Origin of the sequence: Chryseobacterium gleum (assembly GCF_900636535.1) — a bacterium.
GTDB lineage: Bacteria > Bacteroidota > Bacteroidia > Flavobacteriales > Weeksellaceae > Chryseobacterium > Chryseobacterium gleum.
In genome coordinates this window covers 169237-195827 of record NZ_LR134289.1, presented here as the reverse complement: position 1 = coordinate 195827, position 26591 = coordinate 169237, and the positions used below count along the sequence as shown (strand labels likewise).

Genomic DNA, 26591 nt, shown 5'->3' with positions numbered 1-26591 from the left:
TCTGTTTAACTTTCATATAACCAAACGCGAAGGAGCGATAATAACTGATCAATATCTACAGGTTTTGAGATATAATCTGAAGCTCCGGCTGTAATGCATTTTTCACGTTCTCCAATCATTGATTTCGCCGTTATAGCTATAATAGGCAGCCTTTTAAATGCCGGCATTTTTCTGATCTGCTTTATGGTTTCATAACCATCCATTTCAGGCATCATCATATCCATTAAGATAACATCTACATCAGGATGGTGATTGATCTGCTCAAGGGCATGTTTTCCATCCATCGCTACGATCACATCCACCTTGTATTTTTCCAGTGCCTTGGTTAAAGAAAAAATATTGCGGACATCATCATCAGTAATCAGTACTTTTTTACCACTTAACACTTCCGTCAGAGAACCCAGCATTCTTCCCGTATTGTTTTCTGCTGAATTGTTTTTTTCTTCCACCAGATGCAGGAACAGTCCAACTTCATCCAGAATTCTCTGGTACGAATGTGCTGTTTTTACTACAATTGAATCTGCATACTGTTTTATTTTAAGTTCTTCTTCTTTAGAAAGGTGATGCTCTGTGAAGATAATGATCGGAAGATTTTCAAGTCCTTCATGGCTTTTGATGGATTCTATTACGTGGTAGTCATTTCCTTTTGAACTTCCAATATCCAGAATAACGCAGTCAACAAGATCTGAAGTCAGTGTTTTCACACTATCTTCCACAGTATGTTCTACTGATAATGAGATATTAAAATTGCTCAGGAAGTAAGATAATGCGCTGGCATGCTTGGCATTTTCTTCTACAATAAGGACTTTCTGAGATCCTTTTTTCAATGCTTCTTCGATTTTTCTGAATACATCAGTCATTTTATCCAGGGCAACCGGCTTATTGATAAAGTCCACTGCACCTTTCATCAGACTTTCCTTTTTGAGATGAAGAACAGACATCATATGCACGGGAATATGTTTTATATCGGCGTCAGATTTCAGTTCATCCATTACCTCCCAGCCATCTTTTACAGGAAGCTGTACATCCAGCAAAATAGCATGAGGACGGTATTTCTGAGCTGCAGAAAGTGCATGGTCTCCCCTTACTACAACAACACCTTTATAATGCTGTAAATGTGCATATTTCAATAAAGCTTTTGCAAAGTTGATGTCATCTTCAATGATGAGAATAACTTTATCCCCTTCTTGAATATTTTCCCTGTCATCTGCCACATCTTCAGGAATTTCAAGTGTATTAAGAGGAGTTACTTTTATTTCGCCTTCATCCAGGATATTCTGAATTTCTTCAACATCTTCACGAATGACCTCCACAATATCCTGATCTGTTTCGGAATGCGTAATTTCTGTAACAGCATGTACAGGAATGATAAAGCTGAATTCACTGCCTTTGTCTACTTCGCTTTTCAGAACAAGTTCACCTCCAAGAAGTCTGGCAATTTCACGGCTAATTGACAAACCTAAGCCTGTACCCCCGAATTTGCGTTTGGTAGAGCCGTCGGCCTGTTGGAAGGCTTCAAAGATAATTTTTTGCTTATCCTCTGCAATCCCGACACCTGTATCTTTCACTGAAAATATAATAAAATCCGGTTTTTCAGTATGTTTTCTGATATGCAGGTCAATGCTTCCTTTCGTAGTAAATTTTAATGCGTTGGATAATAGATTTCTCAACACCTGATCAATTCTAAGACGGTCGCTTTCAATCACCTTCTGTACGTCTTCATCAATCACAATGTTAAATGGCAATGCTTTTTCCTGAAATACAGGATTGAATAAACTCTTTAAATCTTTTACTACTTCTTCAATGATGACCTTCTGATATTCCAGGGTCATTTTTCCGGATTCTATTTTTGCAAGATCCAGAATCTCGTCAATAAGTGTTAATAAGCTCGATCCTGAACTATGGATAACTCTTGCAGATTCTACCTGGTCTTCATTGAGATTCTCATCCGGGTTTTCCGTCATTAAACGTGATAAAAGAAGAATGGAGTTCAGAGGAGTGCGCAATTCATGAGACATGTTGGCCAAGAACTCTGACTTGTATTTGGTACTTAATGCCAGTTCCTCTACTTTTTTCTGAATCTCATTGTTACGTTCTGCAATCAGATGATTTTTTTCTTCCAGCAATCTGGAACGCTCTTCAAGTTCCGCATTAGCCTGCATCAGTTCTTCCTGCTGCACCTTAAGCTCTTCTTCCGAAGCCTGAAGTTTCTGTGTCTGTGCCTCCAATTCGGTATTCAGGTTTTCCAGCTCAGAATGCTGAACCTGCAGTTCTTCAGACTGTGCCTGGGTTTCTTCCAGCAACTGCTGTTCTTTTTCCCTGCTTTTTGCGGCGCTGAGGGCAATTCCTATATTAACGCAACAATCTTCGAAATAACTTGCTCTGTCTTCATCAAAATTAGAAGTTGAGCCAAGCTCCAGAACTCCGATAATATGACCATCTGCAAAAAGCGGGATCAGCATGATTCCGTAAATTTTAATTGTACTGCTGGCAAAGGTTACTACGAAGTCATCTTCATGAAGGTTATTGTAAACCTGTGTTTTAGCACTAACAAAAGTTTGTCCTACCATCCCTTCGCCAGGCTCAAAAGCTCTTTTCATATTGGATTCCAGTCCGAATGCTTTATTAAGCTTTAAAATACCTTCATCATACAGATACAATGAACCGTTGATACAGTTCCCATATTCAATCAGCTGCATCAACGCCTTATTGGAAACTTCCTGCACCGATTTGGTTCCTACCAGAGATTCATTCAGTAACGCAAGACCTTTCTGGCGCCAGTCGCTCTTATTAATCTTCTCAAAAGAGATTTTGAGGGATTCAGTCATATGGTTGAGAGATTCTACAAGATCTCCGAGATCATCCTGAGCATTATCTACTGCCCGCTCACTGTAATCACCGTTAGCTACCCTGTTCGCAATTTTCTGAATAGCACTTACACGGCGTGTCATTTCTTCATCTTTTTCTTTAAGCATTCTTTCCAGCTTATCCCTGCGGATAAGATCTGCACGCATCTTCAGATAAAAAAACGTGGTTACCACAATGGCAGCAATTGCGGAAAAAATTATAAAGAGAACGGTTGTGCCTGAGGAGCGGTTGAGATCTTTATTTTTAATTTCAAGCTGACTTTCTTCATATTGTACAAAATCATTGACAATCTTACGGCACTGATCCATATATGCCTTCCCGTCGGTAATTTGCTGCTGGGTCATAATGATGCCCTTTCGTCTGTTTTCAACCAGTTGTTTCAGATTCCCCATCACCTTGTCAACTGCAATCTTTAATCCTGCAAGTCTTTCCGCTTGATTCTGGTCATCTATACCCAAAGACTCAGCACGTATCAGGGCGTTTGGATATTCTCTCAATCCCCGTTTATAAGGTTCAAGAAAATCTTCTTTACCGGTAAGCTGATACCCTCTGTTTCCTGTTTCTGCATCCAGTAAAGCAACCAGCACATCTTTAACTGCTGTTACAGAACGCCTGCTTTTAGAAAGGCTTTCACGGTGATTCATTTGATTCTGGATGCTCCAATAGGAAGCCAGTGAGCTGGCTATCAAGATCAAAAGCGAAAGACCTACTCCAAACTGGAGATTTCGTATAATTTTTTTCGGCATTAAAATTAATTTAGTGGTAATGTGAAATAAAAGGTAGAACCTTCTCCTACGATACTGGAAACCCCAACGCTTCCATGATGCTGTTTGATGATCTCGGAGCAGATAAATAATCCGATCCCCATTCCCTGAAACTGCAGTGAAGATTCTTCCACGCGATAGAATTTTTTAAATACGGCATCCTGTTTAAAATCCGGGATACCAATACCAAAGTCGGTTACATTAACTCTTACTTCTTCCGCTTCTTCATCTACAAAAGTGGTAACAATAACCTGATTATTATGAGGAGAATATTTAATGGCATTGGTCAGAAAATTGATCAGTACCTGTTCTATACGGATTTCATCCAGAGGAATTAAAATATCCGGTTTGGTTCCGTGGCGTTCAATTTTTACCTGACGCTGGTCATGAGTCTGCAATATGGTTTCAATAGCATTACTGATGACACTTTCAAGATTAACTGGTTTTTTATTGATTTTCAGTTTTCCGTTTTCTATTTTAGAAACATCCAGCAGATCGGTAATAAGCGTATTCAGTTTTTCAATCTGCCCCTGCACTTTCGTTACAAATCCTGCTTCAGAGCTTTCTTTATCAAGTTTTAGTTTTCTTTCCAGTAACTGTACATAGGCTTTAATACTTGTCAGAGGAGTCTTCAGCTCATGGCTTGCAATGCTTAAGAATTCATCTTTTTCTTTTTCAACTTTCTTCTGATCATCAATATCCGTAAAGGTTCCCACCCAGTTTTTAATGCGGTTTTCATCATAAACCGGAGTTATTCTGAGCAGATGATAACGGTAATGACCGGAAATGACATTCTTAATTCTGACTTCCATTTCGAGGGCCTTTCCCTTTTTCCGGCATCTCGCCAGTTCTTCCTTTATATTCAGATCATCAGGATGTGTTTCGGGAAAATCCAGTTCGGAATCGGAATACTGGTACCATTTACCATTAACGAAATCCACCGCTCCGGATTCATTGAGAGTGAACGCAATCTGGGGAAGTGACTCAAGCATTAAGTGAAAATGATCAATCTGTGACTTCATGGTGACCTGAGACTCTCTTCTTCCTTTTACCTCCAGCTCAAGATTCTGCTGTGTCTTTTTCATTGCAATGTTCTGCTCCTGAAGGTTATAGAAAGTCTTTACCTTAAGCAGAAGAATTTCAGGATCAACAGGTTTGGTCACATAATCTTTGGCTCCGGAGGCATATCCGCGTGTTATAAAGCGTTTATCTGTATTGACAGCAGATAAGAATATGATGGGGACATCTTTTGTTTTGCTGTAATCAGCAAGCGTTTCTGCAACTTCAAAACCGTCCATATCCGGCATTTGAACATCCAAAATAATTAAGGCATAGTCGTTTTTCAGGGCTTTACCAAGAGCCTCTTCACCGGAATTGGCAGTTTCCACCTGAAAATCCTTAGATTCAAGTAGTTTTTGCAGTGAGTAAAGGTTATTTTGGTTGTCATCAACAATTAAAATCATAAAAATTAAAATCAATAATTAGTTACAGCTAGTTTAGTTTCAAAAATACTCACAATATTTGAGAAAACAGTAATTTTTAAAGGTATTTGGAGGTACAATCCATACCACATTTTTCAAATAAAATTTCAATGGCATAAGGATTGAAATGTTATTACTATTTTTAAAACTTTCTTCATAATTTTCAGAAAAAAAACAAGCCTATGAAAAAAACGATAAGTTGTATGAATATAGATGAGAAAATTTTGTATTCATTCGGCGGCGAACGGGTTACTTATAAACCTAAAGATTTCATTTTCCGGGAGGGAGAGCATTCACAATATTATTTCCAGATCATAAGCGGAAAAGTAAAGCTGAACACCTTCAACGAAAACGGAAAAGAATTCATTCTGAATATTCTTGGTAAAAACCAGAGTTTTGGTGATCCGTTATTGTTTATTGAAAAGCTTTATCCTACGAATGCCGTCAGTTTACAAGCTACTGAAATTATAAGAATGCCTAAAAGTAACTTCATGGAAATGCTTCAGCAGCATCCTGATCTTTCCCTTGAAATGAATATATGCCTCTCTCAAAGATTATACTACAACAGCCTGATGATCCATAATATGGCTTCCTCAGATCCTTCTCAACGTTTAAAAGGCTTACTGGATTACCTTAAAAGTTATCATGACGGAGATTGCCAACACTGTTTCCCTATAGAGCTTACCCGCCAGCAAATGGCAGACCTTACAGGTTTAAGAGTAGAAACGATCATCCGAACTGTGAAAAAGATGGTTAAGAATGAAGTAATAAAACTGGACGGACGTACAATTTTATATTAGCTCAACAAACAAAAAACACTCAAATATAGAACATAAATAAACCACATTCATAATAAATGACCAGAGCATTAAGAACTCTGGTCATTCATCAAACTAACTTTAATTTGTTTTCTTTCTCCATTCTGCCTTCACATCTTCTGCAGCATCTTTTGTCTTTTCCCAGGCTTCATCCGCTTTATCTTTAATGTCGTCCCAGGCATCAGAAATATTGGATTTCACTCTTTCCATCCAGTCTTCCTGTGTTGCTTCTTCATCATTATTTCTTTTCTCATTGATATAATCTCTGGCTTTATCTGCCAGGTCACTGATTTTCCATTTTGCATCGGTAGCTGCATTCTTCAGCGTATTTTCCGTTTCGTTTACTGCATTTTCTGCTTTGTTGTAATCTGAATTATTCATAATATAATATTTAAGTATTTGGTATATAAATAAACAATGTTCATGCCTAAAAAACAGACATTATGTTAAAATATTCTTAAAATTAAAAATGATAAGAATTTACTTTTTCTTTCCACTTAGGCTTCTGATCATTCCTTGGAAGATAACTCCATGGAATGGCAGCACCATAAACCAATACAGCCTACCCCAAAGGCCTTTTGGACGAAATACCGCTTTTTGCCAGATTTTATTTCTGTAAATTTTAAACATCAGCCAGGCTTCTCCCGGCAGCTTCATCTCTGCGAATAATATAAGTTTCCCTTCCTGACGGTCAGCATATAAAACCCGCCAGAAGTCTAATGCATCACCATCTCTAAGGTCTGAAGGATGTCTTCGTCCCCTTCTCAATCCCGGGCCGCCAACGAGTTTATCCAAGAACCCTCTTATTTTCCAAAGATCCTGTCCGTACCAGCCATGATCACCTCCTAACTGAAAGACCCGGTTCATGCAGGCTTCCCTGTCATCAAACTCTTCGCTCCGGAGGTCAGTAAAACAACCGTATTTCGGTACATCATGGTATTCTTTCAATGTTGAATCATTACGGCTGCTGATGAAACTGTCTTTCCAGCTGGAAATAATTTCATTGGCCTGAATTTTTGCAAGTGTTCTCTTCAATGCTGTATCATAGGAAAACGGCTGCACACCGGTAATTAATTTGATTTCAGCAAGACTTTCGGGACGGCAGACCACTTCTACTTTCATGCTTCCAACCAATGCTTTAGCCAGATTATAAGAGGTTGAAGTAATAAAATAGAGCCAGTACGAAGAGAGTCTGGGCGTCATTACAGGGAGTGTAAAAATTGTTCTTTTCAGGCCTCTTACTTTTGCAAACTGCAGGAGCATGTCTTTATAAGTCAATACATCGTCACAGCCAATGTCAAAATTTTTCTGATAAGCAGCTTCTTTAAACAAAACGAAAATCAGGAAATCCAGAACATTCGCAATCCCTATCGGCTGACATTCGGTATAGAGCCATTTGGGAGCCACCATGACAGGCAGCTTTTCAACGAGATCCCTTATGATTTCAAATGATGCGCTTCCTGACCCAATGATAATTCCTGCACGAAGAACTGTTGCGGGAACTCTGCAATTCATCAGAATTTTTTCAACTTCGTATCTTGAATTCAGATGCTTTGACAGTTCTTTTTCATTCACCAAGCCTGAGAGATAGACAATATGTTTACATTGTGTCTTCTCAATATAAGCGGAAAAGTTGGCGGCACATTTCTTCTCTGAGTCTTCATAATCAGCAGTATTGCTCATGGAATGCATCAGATAATAAGCCCCTGCAATATCTTCGGGAATATTTTTAAGCGTTTCCGGCTTCAGAAAATCAACTTCAATAACTTCAATGAGCTGTTCGTCGATATCCATGTCTCTTGTAAAACGGCCTATATCCCTGCAGCAGCAAACGACTTTATATCCCTGCGCAGCAATCACGCTGATCATTCTTTTACCGATATAGCCGGTAGCTCCTGTAAGCAGTATTTTTTCCATAATTATTGGATTTAACAGATCAATACATATGCTGCCTGTCTGAAGTTCGTTATATTTTTTCTAAAAAATGACCAAAATAGTCTTTCTTTTTAACAAGATAGCCTGCATTAATCTCATTGGAATCAATTTCCAAAGGAATCCTGCTTTTGAGAATGATACTGCTGTTCTCAACAGATTTAATCTTGTCAGGATTGTTGGTTAACAGATTTATTTCCTTCACATGAAGCAGGTTCAGCATTTCCACTGCCACATCAAAGTTTCTTCCGTCTGCCGGCAGACCCAGCCTGAGATTAGCTTCAACAGTGTCTAACCCCTGCTCCTGAAGCGCATATGCTCTCAGCTTATTGATGATCCCAATATTTCTTCCCTCCTGGCGGAGATAAATGATCATTCCCCCATTTTCAGACATATATTTCATGGCTGCATCAAGTTGCTGACCGCATTCGCATTTTTTAGAATGAAAAACTTCCCCGGTAATACACTCCGAATGAAAACGGACATTAACAGTCTTATTATAATCTGTATTTTCTGCTACCAGAACCAAATGCGGGCTCCAGTCTTCTTCATTTTCCGAAAACGCATATACGGTAAATGTTCCGTAATCTGTAGGTATTTTTGATTGTGCCTGTATGGTAAGCATAGGTTTCGATTTTAATTTAAGGTTGAGAATCTATTTGTCAAAAGGATTTTTCTTATCCTGTTTTACCCAGATGAGTTTAGAGGTATCATATCCGATTTCCTTTGCTTTGGAAATAAAGTCCTGTTTTATATTTTCAGGGATTGTTTTTTCACGGGAAAGAATCCACAGATACTCCAGATTTTTTCCGGCTACCAAAGCATATTTGTAATTTTCCAGCGCCACTACATTATATCCGGCATAGAACGGTCCGAAAAAGCTTACCTTTAAGGCAGCTGTATTTTTGTCACCTCTGAATTTTGCTGTTCCGTTAGCCGACACCCATTTTTCCTTTTTGGTATTATACCCGCTGTTGACGACATTAACACTTCCATCTTTATTAAGACTATACTGAGCCATAGCATTGTCGAGATCTTTTTCAAAACGATAATCAAATCTGGCGATTTCATACCATGTACCCAAATATTTATTGACATCAAACTGATTCACAGGTTGTGCTTTTTCTGGCATAGAAGAACATGAAGAGACTATGAATATCCATAATCCGCAGGCAGCAATAAGTTTAAGAATTAAGTTATTTTTCATTTTTAGTAATTTTTTTAAAGAAATAAATATTCAACAGAAACTGGCTGTAACCATATACAGCATCTTCTACGGGAATAGTGCCCATTCTGATTCCTAAAAATTCTTCGGGATTATAATTAACAACAGGTGATGGAATTAAAGATCCTGTCAGGATTCCATTCACTGCAAAAAATCCAGGCATTAAAATCAGATAGACCAGACTGGCTTTTCCTATCCACTCTTTTTTAGCAATAAAATGAAGGTAGCATAATGTGAAGATTGTAACAATTACAGTGAGCAAAGTATATATTCTGTCACAATACAGAAAACCCGTTACCGCGAGCACAATAACTGATGTAAATACGATGAGATTATTAAACATGTCAGCCCAGTCCAGATTAAAAAACTTTTCAAAGCAGTAATAGGTAAAAACACAGGCGAAGGGAATACAATAAAAAAACAGCCACTCTTCAACAGGAAGCCCTGCTATTTTAAATCCTAAGGTGTACCTGAGATCAAACCACCACACTCCTTTACCGGTAAACCATATATCCCAGATAATAAAAGGAACCGCCACAATGGTAGATGACATCAGAAATTTCCCGAAAAGCCTGTTAAACTGTATCCTTCTGTCAAAAGAAGCCAGAAAGCAGATAATAACTGTAAAAAAATTAATCAGTATGTAAGTGTATGGCATCATTTTTTATCGAAATACATTTTAAAATATTGAACAGGCACCCATAAAAAGCCGAAGCATTCTCCTTTTTCTTTTCCCAGATGCTTATGATGCTGTTTGTGGGCACGTCTTATCGCAAGCAAATAAGGATTTTTGGTTTTGGTAAAAACCTTTGCTCTCTGATGGATAAAAATATCATGTACAAAGAAATAGGCCATTCCGTAAAGACTTATTCCGAGGCCAATATAAAACCAATAGCTGAATTCCTGCTTTACTCCCAGATATAATAAAGCTATGGCCGGACTTGCAAAAATGAAAAAGAAAAGGTCATTTCTCTCAAGTTTTCCTTCATTGCTGTGATCATGATGGTCACGGTGGAGTACCCACAGGAAGCCATGCATAATATATCGATGGATAAGCCATGTAGCACCTTCCATGACAATAAAAACACCCAAAACGATCAGAAAATTCATTACTAATTATTTTTGCTGTTAAAACGATCATTCAGAATTCTGTATCTGAAATCAAATATGCTGTTCAGTTTTCCTTTTATGAACAAGCTATGAGCGATCCGACCTAGAAAACCTAATGGAAGCTCATAATCTACTGTATCTTTCATCAATACTCCTTTTTCATTGGGAATAAATTCGTGAAAATGATTCCAGTATTTATAAGGTCCTGATTCCTGGAAATCGGTAAAACTTTTAAGTTCATCTACCTGTGTGATGATGGTTTTCCATCTCATGGGAATCCCCAGCAAAGGAGAAACACGATAATTGATCTCCATTCCTTTGAAAACAGGCTTATCCTTAACATCTGACAGCACAACAAAATTCATACTTGCCGGGGTTATTTCAGATAAATTATGAGGGGATGAAAAAAACTTCCAGGCGGTTTCAATGGTACAGTTCAACTGCTGTTCTCTGTATAATCTGTATTTCATTACTTATTTTTATTCTAGATTTTCCAACGAATTAATTACCATTTTTTTTACCATCACAGATAGGCAGATTTATATCTTATATAGCTTTTGAATGCTACCAGCAGCTTCTGTGAATTCGCAATCCTGATCCTGTTCTGTAAAATGTGATGAGAACTGGCTTTCTTTATTTTTTCAAACAATGACAGATAGTATTTATAAGCCAGATAAACACCAAACATTGAAGAGCCGGGCAGTTTTTTAATCCCTTGTAATGCTTCTCTGAACTCTTCGTCAATTTCTTTTTCAATCCGGACTTTCACATCATTATCGAAAACAGACATGTTTAAAGCAGGAAAATATGTTCGTCCCAATATCTGGTAATCATCTTTGAGATCCCGTAAAAAATTAACTTTCTGAAAAGCGGAACCAAGCTTCATTGCATATGGTTTAAGCTCTTCAAACTGTTGTTTATTTCCTCCGGTAAATATTTGCAGGCACATAAGTCCGACAACTTCTGCTGAGCCGTAGATATACTCGTTATACAAATCAGAATTGTAGTCTATTTTTTGCAGGTCCATTTCCATACTGTGCAAAAACTGATTGATAAGCTGAATATCAATTTTGTACTGACGAACTGTTTCCTGAAATGAATGCAGAATGGGATTGATCGATATACCGTCTTCCAGCGCGCTGTAGGTTTCAGCTTTTAACCTTGTTAAGAGTTTTTCTTTATCATAACCATGAAAACTGTCTACAATTTCATCCGCAAGCCGTACGTAACCATAAATGGCATAAATGGCGGGTCTTATGGAAGGTTTTAATGCCAATATCCCTAATGAAAAACTGGTACTGTATTTCCGGGTAGTATATTTGCTCACCTCGCAAGACAACTCATCAAACAATTTTTTCATATTAATTAAGTTTTAGTTTACTGACTTCAGATGCTACAATTTTACCGGAAATAACTGATGGCGGTACTCCCGGCCCGGGAACAGTGAGCTGCCCCGTATAAAAAAGGTTCATGATCTTTTTATTCCTGATTTTTGGCTTCAGCACTGCTGTTTGAGATAAAGTGTTAGATAATCCGTACGCATTGCCCTGATAGGCATTATAATCTGAAATAAAATCACTTACACAATAACTTTTTTTGTATTCAATCCTTGAAATAAGGTGAGTTTCGCCTGTATGTTTTTCTATTCTTTCGAGCATTTCCATCAGGTATTTTTCCCTCACCGATTCTTCATCATGAATTCCCGGAGCCAGAGGCAACAACAGAAAAAGATTCTCGCAGTCTTCAGGTGCTACACCCGGATCTGTTTTTGAAGGACAACAAGAATAAAAAAGAGGTTTTGCAGGCCATTTTTTATTTTTATAAATGCAGTCTATATGATTATCTAGTTCATTTTCAAAGAAAAGTGTATGGTGTTTTAAGTGAGGAATTTTACCTTTAATTCCGAGATAATATATAAGACATGAAGGCGCAAAGGTTTTGGATTCCCAGTAAGCATTCTTGTAATTCCGAAGGGATTTGGGAATCAGAGTTTCCGTATGATGGTAATCTGATGAGGCAATGACGGCGTCAAATTCATAATCTTTATCATTTACCCTGATTGAGGTTACCTTCCCGTCTTCTGTGTTAATTTTCTGAACATCATGATTAAAATGAAACACAACTCCTTGTTTTTCTGCCACCTTCTGCATCGCCAGAACAAGCTGATAGAAGCCTCCCATGGGATATTTCGTTCCCAAGACATATCCACCATAATTCATAAGGCTGTATAGCGCCGGTATATTTTGGGGAGAAGCTCCGAGGAAGATGACAGGAAACTCCATTAATGACCTTAGTTTTTCATCAGAAAAATATCCGGATACGTATTTTCGGAAATTACTGAGAAGATCCAGTTTTACAGCGCTGCCAGCTATTTTTAAAGAAGCGAATTCCAGCCAGCTGTAGCAGGGTTTGGTAACAAATTCTTTCATTCCCACTTCATATTTATATTTTGCAGATTCCATGAATTTATCATACTGCTTACCTGCTCCGTTCTCGATCTTTTCAAACAGGGCTCTTATTTCATCATTCTTTCTGGGAACGCAGATCTTTTCACCTGAAAAAACCATTTCAAATTGAGGATCCAAAGCCACAAGTTTAAAAAAATCATCTGCCTTCATATTAAAATCCCTGAAAAAATCTTCAATAATATCAGGCATCCAATACCAGCTGGGGCCCATATCAAAAACATATCCTTCTTCAGTTGTAAACTGCCTTGCACGGCCACCGGGCTGATCGTGTTTTTCAAATACATGCACTTCATTTCCGGATTTAGCGGCATAGGCAGCTGCTGAAAGCCCGGAAAAACCAGAACCTATAACAGCTATCCTTTTTCTCAAATTTTCCTTATTCATTGTTATTGATTTATTAGTTGGGATTATCCGGCTTAATTCAGTTTTTTATAGGCTACATCCAGCAAATCCATGGCTTCAAGATTCATTTTGTATACAGCATGGTGAAATTCATCTAATTTGGAAAGTATGGCGATGAGCAGCATTTTCTCGGAATGATTGAGATTTCCGGTGACCATTTTTGAGGCTTTACGGATTTCATCCATATGCTGATCCAGCATCTTAAGGCCTTCTTCTGTTATCTGAATATGTTTGGCTCTTTTATCTTTTTCTGAAACAGTCTGTTCTATCCAGCCATTCTTAAGTAAGCGGTTAATGATGAGTATTCCTACAGGTTTTTCATGAACATTATGTCTTATGAGTTCCATTTTTGACATGGCTCCCATAGATTTCAGGCTGATCAGATAAATGAAATCATCCTGGCTGGAAAATCCTGAATTATTAATGGCTGATTTAGAATAAGACTTTGCATACCTGCTCATTCTTATCAACAAAGTATTGATTACGCTTTCTTCACTTCGTCCCATTTCTTTACCTATCCATTCGGGCTCCTCTGAGAGATAATGTTCTTTATGGGAAGATTCGATCCATTCTATAAAACCCTGAAGATTGTTGCTGTAAATAGCTTTTTCTTCATTTTCATCAGCGAATTGCTTAATAAGTTCCACAACTGCTTTTATAAGATCATAATTCATATTCAATAAATTAGTATACAAATATACTTATAAAAACATAATAAGTACATAAATAAACTATATGAATTAAAAACAAACACTCAACTCTTTGATTTACAGTTTATTTATTTTTAAATTAAAAGTTATTAAGTAAGAAATATGATATATTTATAAACTTTACAGGGGTGGTTAAATAAAACCTGGATGTTGTAAGCTATCGGCCTGCTTAGATTTTCAGACCGTAAAAAAACTGAAGAATAGTATGGCGATTATGATCTTAAATAACAGTCACTATGATCATTAGTAACCTTAAAATATTTTTTTAATTTAAATTCGTATTACTTTGTGTAATGGAAAGCCAAACGAAATGGATATTAAAATTCTATAAGAGAAAATTAGGTAACATTAAATATGAGTATCACTTTTTATAAACCGAAATCAGATCTGTTAAGCCGATATATTGAAGGCTTTTATTTTATTTCTGAGCATGATACGCTAAAATCAAATCAATATTGGACATTTCCCAGTAATTTCTGCCTTGCAACGATTTGTCAGGACACAGAGTTAATTCCTGAAGAAAACAAAATCACAATAAGAAGATCAATCCATAAAAGAGTGGATTCATTTCTCTTTTACAACATTTCCAGGCCTATTAACGTTACTTACGAAGAGCCTAGAAATGAACTGACGATATATTTCAAACCTCTTGCTATTTTTCATTTCTTTCCTAAAGTGTCTTTTTCATCAGCTGCAGACCATTTTGAGAATTTCAATCCCTACCCTGATTACCAATCTAACATTCAGGATCTGTTGAAAATGAATAACAAAGATGAACAGGCACATCTGTTAGAAAAATATCTTCTCTCCAAACTTTGTAATCCGAAGCTTGAAACGATGCAAAACATTCTGCAAAAAGTTGAAGAAGGATGGAAATTAAATGACATTGCTGAATCAATGGGCATGTCCAGGCAATATCTTCACAGAACATTTTTAAAATACATGGGAAAGTCTCCCTCTCTGTATAAAAGAATACACCGCTTCAGACAGGTTACTTCTTCTCTGCAAACGAATGAAAAATTCATTTCATTATCCCACGAGAATTTATTTTTTGACCAACCTCATTTTAACAGAGAATTCAAAGCGTTAACAGGTGTGGTTCCTACCTTATTTTTCAAAAACATTAATGATTCAAAAGATATGCTCTGGCTTTTTGTTTAGTGGTTTACATTCATACAATGTTCAGGGTATTGGTATTTATAATTTTGTACATGAACAATAGACAAGAGATGATCAGATTACTTTTTATTCTTTGGGGAACATTAGCTTTTGGACAATCGGTTAACCTGTCTGTCATAAGAAAACAACTGCGTATCCTTGAGAAGGAGAATTACTTTAGCGGTGTTGTTTTGATTGCCAAAGGAGATAAAACGATCTACAAGCACGCTTTCGGATATGCTAATATGGCCGACAAAATTCCCAACAAAGCAAATACCAAATTTAATTTGGCTTCTATGAATAAAATGTTTACAGGGTTAGCCATTATGCAATTAGCCGAAAAGGGAAAGCTTTCGCTACATGACAAAGTCGGTAAATATTTACCGGATTTTCCTAACAAACTCGTAGCCGATTCTGTTACCATTCATCAATTATTGACACATACTTCAGGAATGGGAAACTTTTGGGCCGAACATGACAAACTAGCGAAAGAAAAATTTAAAACGGTTAGTGATTATTTGCCGCTTTACGTGCATCAGGAATTACTATTCTCTCCCGGGAAGGGTTTTCAATACAGTAATTCGGGATATATGGTTTTAGGACTGATCATTGAAAAAGTTTCCGGATTGAATTATTTCGATTATGTAAGAACTTACATTTTTGAACCCTCAAAAATGAAGGATACAGATTCTTATGATCTGGAAGAAGTAATCCCGAATATGGCAACAGGATATACAATGCTATCAGAAAAACCAGGACAATGGAAAAACAATATGTATAGTAACATAGTCAAAGGCACGCCAGCAGGTGGAGGGTACTCAACAGCTGAGGACCTTCTGAGATTTTCTCTGGCTCTTCAGCAAAACACGATACTGGGCAAAGAATTTACAAAGCTGTATTCCACTGGTAAAGTGCAATATAAAGAAGGTTCTTACGCTTATGGTATCGTTGAGAACTTTTTAAATGGTCAAAGAATGCTTGGACATACAGGCGGACATTTCGGAATAGCAAACGAACTGATGATTTTCCCGGAGTCTGGCTATACCATTGTAATTTTAACAAACGGAGAAGTTGAAAATTATTGGGAAGTTTCCAATCTCATTAAAAAGCAATTAACCGGAAGTACAAATGCAACAGATAACTTTTTCTATACAAAAGATGTTATCCGGACAGTGGAAAAAAGTGGTTTTTCTTCCGGAATAAAAAAGATAGAAGCCGATTCCAGCAAAAAATATATCCTTAAGGAGAATTTAATAGAAAGATACGGACAAAAGTTTCTCTTCGAAAAAAAGTATATTCAGGCAATTGATCTGCTTCAAATGTCTGCGACTCAGTTTCCTGATTCTGCCACACCTTATTACAACCTGAGTGAAGCTTACAGATTATCTCATCAAAAGGAAAAAGCCATTGAAGCTTTGAAAATCTATTTAAAGAGAGAACCGCTGGATAAGGAAGCTGAAATTAAGTATGAAAATTTAAAAAGCGATAAATAGTAATTAAGGATAGTCTTACTATTTTTCCAAATGCTGCCACTAAGGACAAAAACAATCATGTTCATCCATAAAAAAAGAGACAACTTTAATAGTTGTCTCTTTCAGTGACCCGGCTGGGATTCGAACCCAGGACCCATACATTAAAAGTGTATTGCTCTACCAGCTGAGCTACCGAGTCGGCCACTTATTTTTTTAAGTAAATCCCTTTGGTTAAGGGACTGCAAAGATAGGAAAACCCTCGGTAAATCCAAACTTTCCGGCGCTTTTTTATAATAAATTTTAAGTCAAAAAAGTCAAACACCTGTTTATAAATCAATTACACTACTTATTTTTTATTTAATTTTTTCAGCAATAATCATACTTGACAGATAAACTACCATTTTTGGTTAAAAAATTGTTTGGAAGAATAAAAAACAAATAATATCTTAGCAACTAAGATAATTATAAAATAAGTAAATTAATGACTAAATATAATATTGAAAATTTCAGAGACGCCAGCAGAGCCTATTCTGACGCCAGTATTTTTATGCACGAGGCCATTGCCAGAAAAGCGGGGCTTTCCAGTACCGATCATAAATACCTGGGCCTTATTCTACAGTATGAATCGGTTACCGCCGGCGAAATTTCTAAGCTGACGGGCCTTACAACCGGTGCTGTAACAGGCTTGATAGATCGTCTGGAGAAAAAGAATCTTCTGAAAAGACAGTTTATTCAGGAAGACCGAAGAAAAGTGATCATTATCCCAAATGTTCAGAACAGCATGAAATTACTGGGGCCCATTTTCGATGAATTGCAGCAAAAAACACTTCGCTTAATTTCCACCTTTTCAAAAAAAGAAGTAGAAACCATTGAGCGCTATTTCAGGGAAGCAACAATTCTTATGAAAGAAACAGCAGACCATTTAAATAATCAATAAACAATATAAAACCATGGAAAACTTAGCCACAACTTATCTAACGCGCGCAGAAATATGGCTTTGCATTACGACCTTACTCTATTTTCTTATGAATGGCGCACAGATTTTTGAGACGCTTATTTTTGTTCCCAAATGGGCCTCTTCCCCACCCGAGACATTCAGGTTTCTTCAGGATGGAAAAGGGGCAAGCCTGAAGTTTTTCTGGATTATAATCCACTCATTGCATGAAATAGCTTTTATTCTTGCTATTATTTTCTGCTGGAAAATAGGTCCGGTAAGGAACTGGCTTTTAGTATTATTTATCATTCATGCCGCTGTAAGAGTATGGACACTTACTTTTTTTGCGCCCAATATCATCCAGTTTCAGAATCTGGCTTCAGCTTCTTCGGTTCCGGAACAAATCTTAACAAAAATATCGCTTTGGAAAACGCTTAACTATATTCGGGTAGCAGTTTATATTGCGGTTTCAATAGGCTTTATTCCTCTCTGCATTAAACTTTTCGGGCTTCGCCAGTAATGAACTGGCCACAGTGTTTAAAATATAAAAAAAGAGACTGCCTTATCAGACAGTCTCAGCACTCTACTATAAAATCAGCTGATAAGCTATACTTTTCATTAAAACGTTTCCCTACGCAGGTGAAAGTCGACGTGACTTCAGATAAAGGGCAGTACGGTTCAGGTAAGGAAAAAGAAAAATCAATAACAGTGACGCAGCAAGAAGCCACACCATCATTTCATAATAATCCATTGCAAAACGGACATGATCCTGAACATTCATCCTTCCAATCAACAGCTTATTGGCCGCTTTTACGGCTTTACCTTCAGGCATTCCTCTCGCAACAAGTTTAGCGGTCTGCTGATGAAGAAAATTTTTAACAGCCGGATCCACAGCACTTAAATGATCCTGAAATGCATTATAATGGCGGCTTTTTTCAAACAGTTCAAAAAAATTGATCTGTGCAATGCTGATACAAAATCCAAGATACCGTACTGCCAGGGCTGTTGCAGCAGCTGAGGGGCCAATGGCAGCAGGAACTGAGGAGATAATAAAAATAATCGTCGGGACCATAATCAATCCAACACCCAATCCCTGAATGAATAATGGAATATAATAATTAAACTCATCAGCCTGAACATCAAAAGAGTAATACATTAATCCATGGAAAATAAGAAGCATTAAAAATCCGGGACCCCAGATATATCTTATATTTTTCTTCTGTAAAACCATACAGCAGGCGATAATCACACCTGTAACCAATCCTGCAAGATTGAAGATATTGATATAGGAAATATGAAGCGGATCCAGATGCAGCTCAGATGAAAAATAGCTATTGACAATTCCTGATGCAAACCGACAGATATACATCACAAAAAGGATCAGCAGACCTACCTTAAAATTTCTGTACCTGAAAACACGCAGATCAATATAAGGTCTTTTGATAGCCTGCTGACGGAATACGGATATCAATGCCAGAACAGCAATTCCAATGGCACTTCCCATAATCCGCCAGTCTTCCAGCCAATAATATTCCTGTCCGAAAATGGTGATATACCCAATCAGCACCAGCATCGTACTGAACAGCCCAAAACTTTGCCAGTCAAGCTTGTACAGATGAAACCTTGCATGCGTTCTGTAATTGCTCATGGCCAGTGCAAGAAAGATAAGTCCCGGAAGGTATGAGAATATGGCTGTCTTATAAACGATATTAAAATTATAGGAATCAATAAGGTCTGCTGTGATGAGGTTATTAAAAGGCAAAGCGCAGATCAGAATTCCGAAGAATACTGAAAAGCTGATCTCCCGCCCTCTTTCACTGCTCAGCCTTGTAAAAATTAACGTCAATGAAAGGTTTACGTTTCCTGCAAACAACATTCCCTGCATGAAACGTATCGGAAACAGTATATAGATTTCATGTGTACAATAGCATACCAGGCAAGCCAATATTTGCAGTGTGGTAAAAAGCAGAAAATATTCTTTGGCAGCCAGGAAACTGAAAAATCTTCTTTCAAGGCTGTAAAAGCCTACATATCCGGCATAGAACAGTGCTACTGAAAACTGGATATCTGCCGGCTCACTTCCATAATATCCGGCCGCTGCATTCACATTCGCAAGCGGGAGAAAAAAGATAATGATCCCCGGCAGTGTCATTGAAAAAAGGATGATTTTAACAAGCCATTCAGGAGCCCATTTTTTAAAATAAGGCATCTGTCTTTTAGCCATTGGAATGTTTTTTATTGGCATATACATTTACATTCATTCCTACTTTCAGAATATCAATGTCTTTTCTTTGCCCATCCACTCTGATTCTCACAGGAATACGCTGCACAATTTTCACGTAATTCCCGGTGGAGTTATCCGGCGGAAGCAATGAGAAGCTTGAGCCTGTTGCCGGGGAAAGTGAAATAATCGTCCCTTTAAACTCTCTGTCAGGATAAGAATCTGCTACAATTTTTACATGATCTCCGATGTGCATGTCCTTGATCTGCGTTTCTTTATAATTGGCCACTACCCATTTGTCGGTTTCATTATTAACTATAAATGCAAGTGTTTCTCCTGCATCAATCATCTGACCTACTTCAACGGTTCTTCTTCCCATCCTTCCGTCATATGCTGCAGTAACGGCTGTATAGCTCACATCCAACTTGTGGCGGTCCAGCAATGCTTCCAGTCTGGCAATTTCTGCAAGGACAACCGTTTTTTCCGCCCGGATATCATTTATTTTAGACATTGAAGCTGCATAATTATCCTGTGAAGATCTGTAATCACTTTCATTGATGTCAAGAGTTGCTTTAACATCTTCAAGACGCTGTCTGGTGGCAGATTCTTCATCATACAGTTTTTTGTACCTGTTATAATCAAGTTTTTGTTTCCAAACCTTTGCTTTATTGGCATCTACCTGATCCATTGCTGCGGCAGCTTCTTTTTCTGTAGTTTCTGTAGTACTTTCAAGGACTTTCAATTGCGCGTAGGCTTTACGGAGGGCTGCCTGCGTTTGTTTTTCCTGAAGGACATATTCACGGTTATCAATAATTAAAAGGGTATCGCCTTTTTTCACTTCCTGATTTTCCTCAAATTTTACAGCGACAATAAATCCTCCGGCTCTTGAAATAATCGGGTTTACATATTCCTGAACTTGGGCATCATTGGTCTGTTCATATGCATAATAGTTCTTTAAGGTAAAACCGCCCCAGACAGCAAGTGCGGCAACGATAGCAAGTGAAATCCATCCTGTGATCTTCGTGATCAGTCTGTCCGTTGGAGTATATTTTTTTTTCATTGTATTATAAAACGCCTGTAATATTTTGTAGTAAATAATAATTGTTCTGTGCCATAATCTTTGCCGCTTCCAGTTCAAACTTTGTCTGAAGAAGCTGTATATCTGCATCCAGCAGTTCTGTAATAAGGGAAGTCTGGCTGAAGTAAGTATTTTTGATGATTCTTGCATTTTCCTTTGCCTGGGCTACATTGGCTTCTGCCACTTTGATCTGTTCCAGAGCTTCCTGATATCTCAGATAAGCTTCCTTCACCTGCTGTCTTACTTTATCCTCTGTATCTTTATGTGCCTCTTCTTCTTTTTCGAACTCCAGCTGTGCTGCCTTTACCTTTTGCGTATTATGATATAGCGAAGAGATGGAAAACGAAGCTTTTATGCCCACTATTCCCAACGAATACCAATACGGATTGTAAGGATACAGGAAAATCTGTGGATTAGCGTAATAGAATTCTCCATACATCCCGACTTTAGGTCTTACATTGGCTTTTACCTGCTTCAGTTTAATTACACTTAATGCAGTCTGCTGTTCAGAAACGTGGTAGTCAAAAGAATGATCCAGTGCCATTTTCAAATAGTCATTATAAGAAGTATTCGCATTCCACTGGTCAGATGGTGCTTCCGGAATAACAATCTGGTCATCTGGAATTCCCAGAATAATATTCAGCTTTTGTGTAGCGATAAGGATATCATTTTCTATAGTGACCAAAGCCATTTTCCTTTTTGAAAGCTCAAGTTCAATCCTTAAAACATCACTTTTTAAAACCACTCCGTTTTTATAAAGCGCCTGTATTTCTTTCAGCTGGGTTTTCTGATCTTCAATATCCTGCTTAATAAGATCTCTGAAGATTAATGTTTTCTGCAACTCCAGATAAAGCGCAGCTGTTTTATAATGAATATCAGAAACCGACTGCTCTTTCAGGATATCCTTAATTTTCTGAAGGGTCTGGTTTTCCTTAATTTTCAGATTCAGCTTGTTCCCGTTGTAAATATTAAGGTAAAAATCCGCTCCGGCCCTGTACAGCGTGTGGATGACTTCATGCTGTGTAGGTTTCGAAAAAATTCCGTTTTCATAGATGGGAATGTTGGAAGCTTTTTCTGCTGAACCTTTGATTTCTATTTCCGGAAGACGCTCTTTTTTGGCATCTTTTACTTCGGCTTCGGCAATGTCTGCATTGATGGTATTGATTCTGATATGACGGCTGTTTTCTTCAGCTCTCTGCCATGCGTCTTTTAAGGAGAGTCGAATGGTATCCCTTGTTGAACTGCCTGTCTGAGCCGATATGGTATAGGAAATTCCCAGCATCAGCAGTCCGGCGACATAAATTTTCATTTGAATTTTTGAATTATTGCACTGCAAATTTATTGGCAATCCGGATATTATTTTTATCTAAAATAGTCAACTTTTACATGATTCCAGCCAAATGATTATATTTGCGTTTTCATTGATAATTTAATTTTTTATGGGATTAATTGCTGCGCTTCCGGATATTGATAAAGACGATAAAAGTGTATTTGTCATGCATGAAAAATCGGAAAAGCTGATTCCTTTTCATAAGCACACCAAAGGACAGCTGAGTTATGTGGAAGGTGGTATCGCTTACATTACCATTGATAACAAAACCTATGTGGTACCGGCCAGGCATTTCTTCTGGATTCCGCAAGGAATGGAACATATTTTGGAAATCGGGCACACTGCAACGGTTTTGCGTTCTCTTTATTTTTATGCTCATGATGACATTTCAGATCCTTTTTACAGCAGACTGGGAATTTATCCGGCTTCTGAACTGCTGATCCAGATGATAAAATATACTGAAATATGGGATGAAAAACATGTTACTGCAAAAGATGAAAACTTTGAATTTCTGGTGGCATTAAAAAAAATTCTTCCCAAAACCCATCAGCAGCCATTACCTATTATTCTCCCGGCTACTCACCATAAACAGATGATGAAAATTGTATCTTATCTGGAATGGAATATCGGGGAAAGGCTTACTCTGGCCCATGTAAGCAGCAAGTTCGGCTTAAGTGAACGTTCTTTGTCCCGGCTGTTCAAAGCGGATATGGATATTTCTTTCCTGCAGTACCTGAAAACCTTAAGAATTGTCAAGGCTATTGAACTCCTTTTAAATACGGACAAGCCCATCAATGAAATAGCAGATGATGTCGGTTACAGCTCTATCAGCGCTTTCAGCGATACTTTTCATGAATTCACCCAATCCAGACCTTCGGATTTAAGGAAGAGCAATAAAGCCATTCAGAACCTTACAGATTAAACTGATTCTGAATGAAATAAAAAGCCTTTAAACTGTTTGTTTAAAGGCTTTTCTCTATCATTACTGAGTCACTTTCATTATCGCATCGGTAATCTCAATTTCTTTTTTTCCGGAATAAGCGGAATCAAAAGGTTCCATAACATTGAATAAATACTGATAAAAAGGAGCGATCTGACGGACATTTTCGGATTCCTTCACTGCTTTTTCTTTCCCCATCTGCTGAAGTCCCTTTATAAAAACATTGAATTTTTTGTCGATGGGCTCCATCGATTTTAAAAGGTATGCATGTGCTTTTTCATTTTGTCCCAAGCTTTTATAAGCGTCAGTAACTGCTGAGACAACAAGTGCATATTCCATCGGTTTTGACCTCATCTGTCTTTTTGCCATCGCTTTAAATGATGGTGAGAGACTTTGATAGTATTCATATTCTTCAAATATCCCTTTCTTAAGCATTTCGGCCAGCTGAAGTCCTTTCTGTTCCTGTCCTGCAATAATATATCCGGTAACAATGGCGCTCAATGAACGTGGGTCATTGTATTTCTCCACAGGAATTTCTTTTGCCGCAAGATCCAGTAATTCCAACGCCTTAGCTTTCTGTCCGCTTACCATAAGTGCTGATACTGCTCTGCTCACCGACACTCTGTAGCCCAGAATATTTGACATTGCTGTTTCATCATAATAATTACTCAGATCTTTAAAATTTCCCCATCTGAAATTTTTGACCACCTGATAAAGAGAATTGGCATCTACCCTTCCTCTATCTCCACCGGATCCCTGAGGAGTACGGATAGGCACCAGTCTGTAGCTGAAACCGTCAAACTGCAGATATTCATCGAGATAAAAAATATTTTCACTTTCATACATTCCGCCTGATGAAAAGTTTATCGGGCGCTTCCATTCAAAATTCGCGAGCATATCCAGCATCATCAGGTTACTTTTGTAAAGGGTATTTGCTTCATAATTAATCGTAATCTGATCTGCTACATCCGGAATATCAGCTTGATTAATAATGCCTGCCTTTACAGCATTTTCCTTGTTCACAGGCAGAATAAATTTACTCACCGGAAGAATATTATATTTTTCATATTGCTTTTCACCAAAATACATTTTCAGAAGTTCGTCTTTTCCAGATGATTTTAGTTTCAGGAATTTAATGGCATCTTTCAACGTCAGAGAATCCTGTGTCAGGTATTTCCTGAAGTCCTGGAAAGCGGTTTCCGGTGCTCCCTGCTCTTTCAGCATCTGGAAAAGTCCTTCCCAGTCTTCTTTTTTCATCAGATACACCTGATCATTCACTCCGTCTCTATATTCCTCATGTGTCAGTTCACCCGGAATTCCCATAGCATTGTAGGTTCTTCTTTTCACCTGATCAATATTCCATGGAGTGGCTAAAAGGGTGAAATTGACTGTCTTCACATCGTCCCTGAATCTTTCTGTTTCCTGAATAGCCCACACCGGAAAGGTATCATTATCTCCATAAATAAAAATGATATCATCTTTAGGCAGTGAACGTAACAATGAATAGGCATAATCCCGGGCTGCTGTTTTTTTGCTTCTGTCATGCGAAGTATAATTCTGGAATCCCATCATAAAAGGAATTCCAAGCAACACGACTCCCAAAACAATATTGGCAGCATTCGATTTTATCTTAGACTGAATCAGCCAAAGGATTGCTCCGGCACCCAGACCAATCCAGATAGCAAAAGCATAGAAAGAACCTACCATGGCGTAATCTCTTTCCCTTACTTCAAACGGTTTTACTCCGGTATAGAAGACAATTCCCACGCTGGTCAGGATAAACAGCGAAAGAATGGCATAAAATCTTCCGAAATCTCTGTTCAGCTGGAAAAAGAAACCAATCAATCCCAGAATCAATGGTAAAAAGAAAAATTTTACAGTACTTTCGTTCTTAAACCGGGCAGGCATATGATCCTGATCGCCGAGTAAAGCATTATCAATAAAAGAAAATCCTGAAATCCAGTTTCCATTGGTGCTTTCCATATGGCCCTGGAGATCGTTCTGTCTTCCAACAAAATTCCACATCAGATATCTGACAAAATAATATCCGTTCTGGAACGAGATGAAATAATCCATATTCTGTGCAAATGAAGGGCGCTTTACCTTAATCAGATCATATGGTTTTACTTTCAGGTAGTCTTCTGCCGTGATAGAATCTCCTTCATATTTTGCTCTCAGTTCATCAAAAATACGATGAGCTTCCGGATTGTCTGCCACTTCTTCGTTATCATAATTGAAAGTAAAATCAGGAGCTCCGTACAAAGAGATATAATTGGCCATCACTTCTTTATCTTCATTGAACATCCTTGGCATAAAGCTTATGTGAGATTTATTAAAAACATAGTTGAATCTTTCCCCCGTTTTTCTGTAGGTTCCGGTTTTTTCATCTTTTTCATAAATGTCTCCGGTGATCTCTCTTTTGTAGCTTCCGTCTTCGTCTTTTTCCAGTCCGTTTTTGTCAAGAAATGCAGTGTAATTCTGTCCGTAGATGGTAGGCCAGTCTCCATATTGCACCCTGTTATAATAATCTCTCATTCCGATGGCTGTGTCCGGATCATTAAGGTTCATTGGAGGGTTGGCATTGGCCCTGATGGGAATCACCAACCAGCATGAAAATCCGATAATCATATAAACCAGAGACAAAATGGCGGTCTGGTAGAGCTTTCTTTTTGTTTTTCTCGCATATTTAATCAGCAGATAACTTATAACTGTCATAAGAACAAACGCTGCAATTGTCCCTGAATGGAAAGGAAGTCCTAAACCATTCACAAAGAAAATTTCAAGCTGTCCAAACAAGGTCATAATCAAAGGGAAAATAATCTTGAACACGAAGGCAAGAATTCCCAGGGTAACCAGATTGGCTATGATAAAACTTTTCCAGGAAAAGGTATAATTTCTTGCATAATATACCAGGCATATAGCCGGAATAGCCAGCATACACATCATATGTACTCCCACAGAAAGTCCTATGATGAAAAAAATAAGAATAATCCATCTTTCGCTGTCAGCAGCTTCAGATTCATTCTCCCATTTCGTGATCAGCCAAACTAACAATGCAATAAACAGAGAAGCCATTGCATACACCTCACCTTCTACTGCTGAAAACCAGAAGGTATCTGAAAAAGTAAAACATAAGGCCCCGACAACCCCGGCAAAAAGGATAGAGATTTCCTGATGTTTTGTAATATCTTCAAAATCTTTATGTAAAAGGCGTCTTAAAAAATGAGTGATCGTCCAGAACAGAAACAGAATGGTAAAAGCACTGAATAAAGCCGACATCGCATTGATCACAATAGAATAATTCTCGGTATTCCCCATTACAAAAATACTCGCCACGGCTCCCACAATCTGAAATAAAGCAGCTCCCGGAGCATGGGTTACCTCCAGTTTCACCGCTGAAGAGATGTATTCTCCACAATCCCAGAAGCTGAGAGAATGTTCAATGGTTGAAAGGTAAGTAATAAGCGCAACAGCGAAAAGGAACCATCCCAGTACGGTGTTCCATTTTTTAAAAGACCAGTTTTTCATATCATATTTTCCAATATTGATATGACAGCTGAAGAGGATGGTTTATTACACTGACCTTATTTATTTTTTTAAACCACAAAAAGTCACAAAGTCCTGGAGTAGTTAATTAAGTTTAAAAACAATGCTGTAAAAAGTTCATATAAGAAGAAGTA

General features: G+C 37.8%; 22 protein-coding genes and 1 tRNA gene. 6 read left to right on the top strand and 17 right to left on the bottom strand.

Annotated elements, in window-relative coordinates; all coding sequences use genetic code 11:
- Positions 1-5 precede the first annotated feature (5 nt).
- Both EL165_RS00875 and EL165_RS00870 read right to left on the bottom strand, forming a co-directional pair.
- On the bottom strand, positions 6-3614 hold the full coding sequence (locus tag EL165_RS00875; protein ID WP_002980172.1) for a response regulator: 3609 nt from the start codon (positions 3612-3614) through the stop codon (positions 6-8).
- A 5-nt stretch (positions 3615-3619) separates the two neighbouring features.
- Positions 3620-5095 (bottom strand): hybrid sensor histidine kinase/response regulator, encoded by a 1476-nt coding sequence (locus EL165_RS00870; protein WP_002980174.1) that lies wholly within the window; start codon positions 5093-5095, stop codon positions 3620-3622.
- A gap of 200 nt (positions 5096-5295) precedes the next feature.
- Between EL165_RS00870 and EL165_RS00865 the strand changes: the two genes are divergently transcribed.
- Positions 5296-5913: a Crp/Fnr family transcriptional regulator gene (locus EL165_RS00865; protein ID WP_126358559.1), complete on the top strand. Its 618-nt coding sequence runs from the start codon at positions 5296-5298 to the stop codon at positions 5911-5913.
- A gap of 99 nt (positions 5914-6012) precedes the next feature.
- Here EL165_RS00865 and EL165_RS00860 read toward each other — a convergent pair whose 3' ends face one another.
- The 10 genes from EL165_RS00860 to EL165_RS00815 form a co-directional block, all read right to left on the bottom strand.
- Positions 6013-6312: a hypothetical protein gene (locus tag EL165_RS00860; RefSeq protein ID WP_002980177.1), complete on the bottom strand. Its 300-nt coding sequence runs from the start codon at positions 6310-6312 to the stop codon at positions 6013-6015.
- Positions 6313-6411: 99 nt separating this feature from the next.
- Positions 6412-7848: an SDR family oxidoreductase gene (locus EL165_RS00855; protein WP_002980179.1), complete on the bottom strand. Its 1437-nt coding sequence runs from the start codon at positions 7846-7848 to the stop codon at positions 6412-6414.
- A gap of 49 nt (positions 7849-7897) precedes the next feature.
- Positions 7898-8488, bottom strand: coding sequence for a GTP cyclohydrolase II (gene ribA, locus EL165_RS00850; protein WP_002980181.1), 591 nt, complete (start codon positions 8486-8488; stop codon positions 7898-7900).
- Positions 8489-8518: 30 nt separating this feature from the next.
- Positions 8519-9070, bottom strand: coding sequence for a lipocalin family protein (locus EL165_RS00845; protein WP_002980183.1), 552 nt, complete (start codon positions 9068-9070; stop codon positions 8519-8521).
- Complete coding sequence (locus tag EL165_RS00840) at positions 9060-9749, bottom strand: lycopene cyclase domain-containing protein (RefSeq protein ID WP_002980184.1); 690 nt, start codon at positions 9747-9749, stop codon at positions 9060-9062. The genes EL165_RS00845 and EL165_RS00840 overlap by 11 nt, the downstream gene beginning before the upstream one ends.
- The gene (locus EL165_RS00835; protein WP_002980185.1) at positions 9746-10198 is read right to left on the bottom strand and encodes a sterol desaturase family protein; all 453 of its coding nucleotides are present in this window, start codon (positions 10196-10198) and stop codon (positions 9746-9748) included. The genes EL165_RS00840 and EL165_RS00835 overlap by 4 nt, the downstream gene beginning before the upstream one ends.
- A 2-nt stretch (positions 10199-10200) precedes the next feature.
- Positions 10201-10668: an SRPBCC family protein gene (locus tag EL165_RS00830; protein ID WP_002980186.1), complete on the bottom strand. Its 468-nt coding sequence runs from the start codon at positions 10666-10668 to the stop codon at positions 10201-10203.
- Between the two features lie 53 nt (positions 10669-10721).
- Entirely contained in the window at positions 10722-11558 is an 837-nt protein-coding gene (locus tag EL165_RS00825) for a phytoene/squalene synthase family protein (RefSeq protein ID WP_002980187.1), read from the bottom strand.
- A gap of 1 nt (position 11559) precedes the next feature.
- Positions 11560-13050 carry a phytoene desaturase family protein gene (locus tag EL165_RS00820; RefSeq protein ID WP_002980188.1) on the bottom strand — a complete coding sequence of 497 codons (1491 nt, stop codon included), beginning with the start codon at positions 13048-13050 and terminating at the stop codon, positions 11560-11562.
- Between the two features lie 32 nt (positions 13051-13082).
- The gene (locus EL165_RS00815; protein WP_002980189.1) at positions 13083-13742 is read right to left on the bottom strand and encodes a MarR family winged helix-turn-helix transcriptional regulator; all 660 of its coding nucleotides are present in this window, start codon (positions 13740-13742) and stop codon (positions 13083-13085) included.
- 390 nt (positions 13743-14132) lie between these two features.
- Here EL165_RS00815 and EL165_RS00810 point away from each other — a divergent pair, with 390 nt between their 5' ends.
- Entirely contained in the window at positions 14133-14939 is an 807-nt protein-coding gene (locus EL165_RS00810) for a helix-turn-helix transcriptional regulator (protein ID WP_002980190.1), read from the top strand.
- Between the two features lie 50 nt (positions 14940-14989).
- Entirely contained in the window at positions 14990-16429 is a 1440-nt protein-coding gene (locus EL165_RS00805) for a serine hydrolase (protein ID WP_002980191.1), read from the top strand.
- 105 nt (positions 16430-16534) lie between these two features.
- Here the strand turns inward: EL165_RS00805 and EL165_RS00800 are convergent.
- Positions 16535-16607, bottom strand: a tRNA-Lys gene (locus EL165_RS00800).
- A 282-nt stretch (positions 16608-16889) separates the two neighbouring features.
- On the opposite strand from EL165_RS00800, the gene EL165_RS00795 reads away from it, so the two are divergent.
- Both EL165_RS00795 and EL165_RS00790 read left to right on the top strand, forming a co-directional pair.
- Positions 16890-17345 (top strand): MarR family winged helix-turn-helix transcriptional regulator, encoded by a 456-nt coding sequence (locus EL165_RS00795; RefSeq protein ID WP_002980192.1) that lies wholly within the window; start codon positions 16890-16892, stop codon positions 17343-17345.
- Between the two features lie 13 nt (positions 17346-17358).
- Positions 17359-17862: a hypothetical protein gene (locus EL165_RS00790; protein WP_002980193.1), complete on the top strand. Its 504-nt coding sequence runs from the start codon at positions 17359-17361 to the stop codon at positions 17860-17862.
- Positions 17863-17973: 111 nt separating this feature from the next.
- Here the strand turns inward: EL165_RS00790 and EL165_RS00785 are convergent, their stop codons facing one another.
- From EL165_RS00785 to EL165_RS00775, 3 genes are read right to left on the bottom strand one after another with little or no spacing between them, the layout of a single operon-like run.
- Complete coding sequence (locus tag EL165_RS00785) at positions 17974-19566, bottom strand: efflux MFS transporter permease (protein ID WP_041461824.1); 1593 nt, start codon at positions 19564-19566, stop codon at positions 17974-17976.
- A complete protein-coding gene (locus EL165_RS00780; RefSeq protein WP_002980195.1) occupies positions 19559-20623 on the bottom strand; it encodes an HlyD family secretion protein in 1065 nt (354 codons plus the stop codon). The genes EL165_RS00785 and EL165_RS00780 overlap by 8 nt, the downstream gene beginning before the upstream one ends.
- Before the next feature lie 4 nt (positions 20624-20627).
- Positions 20628-21950, bottom strand: coding sequence for a TolC family protein (locus tag EL165_RS00775; RefSeq protein WP_002980196.1), 1323 nt, complete (start codon positions 21948-21950; stop codon positions 20628-20630).
- A 130-nt stretch (positions 21951-22080) separates the two neighbouring features.
- On the opposite strand from EL165_RS00775, the gene EL165_RS00770 reads away from it, so the two are divergent.
- Positions 22081-22893, top strand: coding sequence for a helix-turn-helix domain-containing protein (locus EL165_RS00770; RefSeq protein WP_002980197.1), 813 nt, complete (start codon positions 22081-22083; stop codon positions 22891-22893).
- A gap of 60 nt (positions 22894-22953) precedes the next feature.
- Here EL165_RS00770 and EL165_RS00765 read toward each other — a convergent pair whose 3' ends face one another.
- Positions 22954-26439 (bottom strand): glycosyltransferase family 117 protein, encoded by a 3486-nt coding sequence (locus EL165_RS00765; RefSeq protein ID WP_002980198.1) that lies wholly within the window; start codon positions 26437-26439, stop codon positions 22954-22956.
- Positions 26440-26591: the final 152 nt, after the last annotated feature.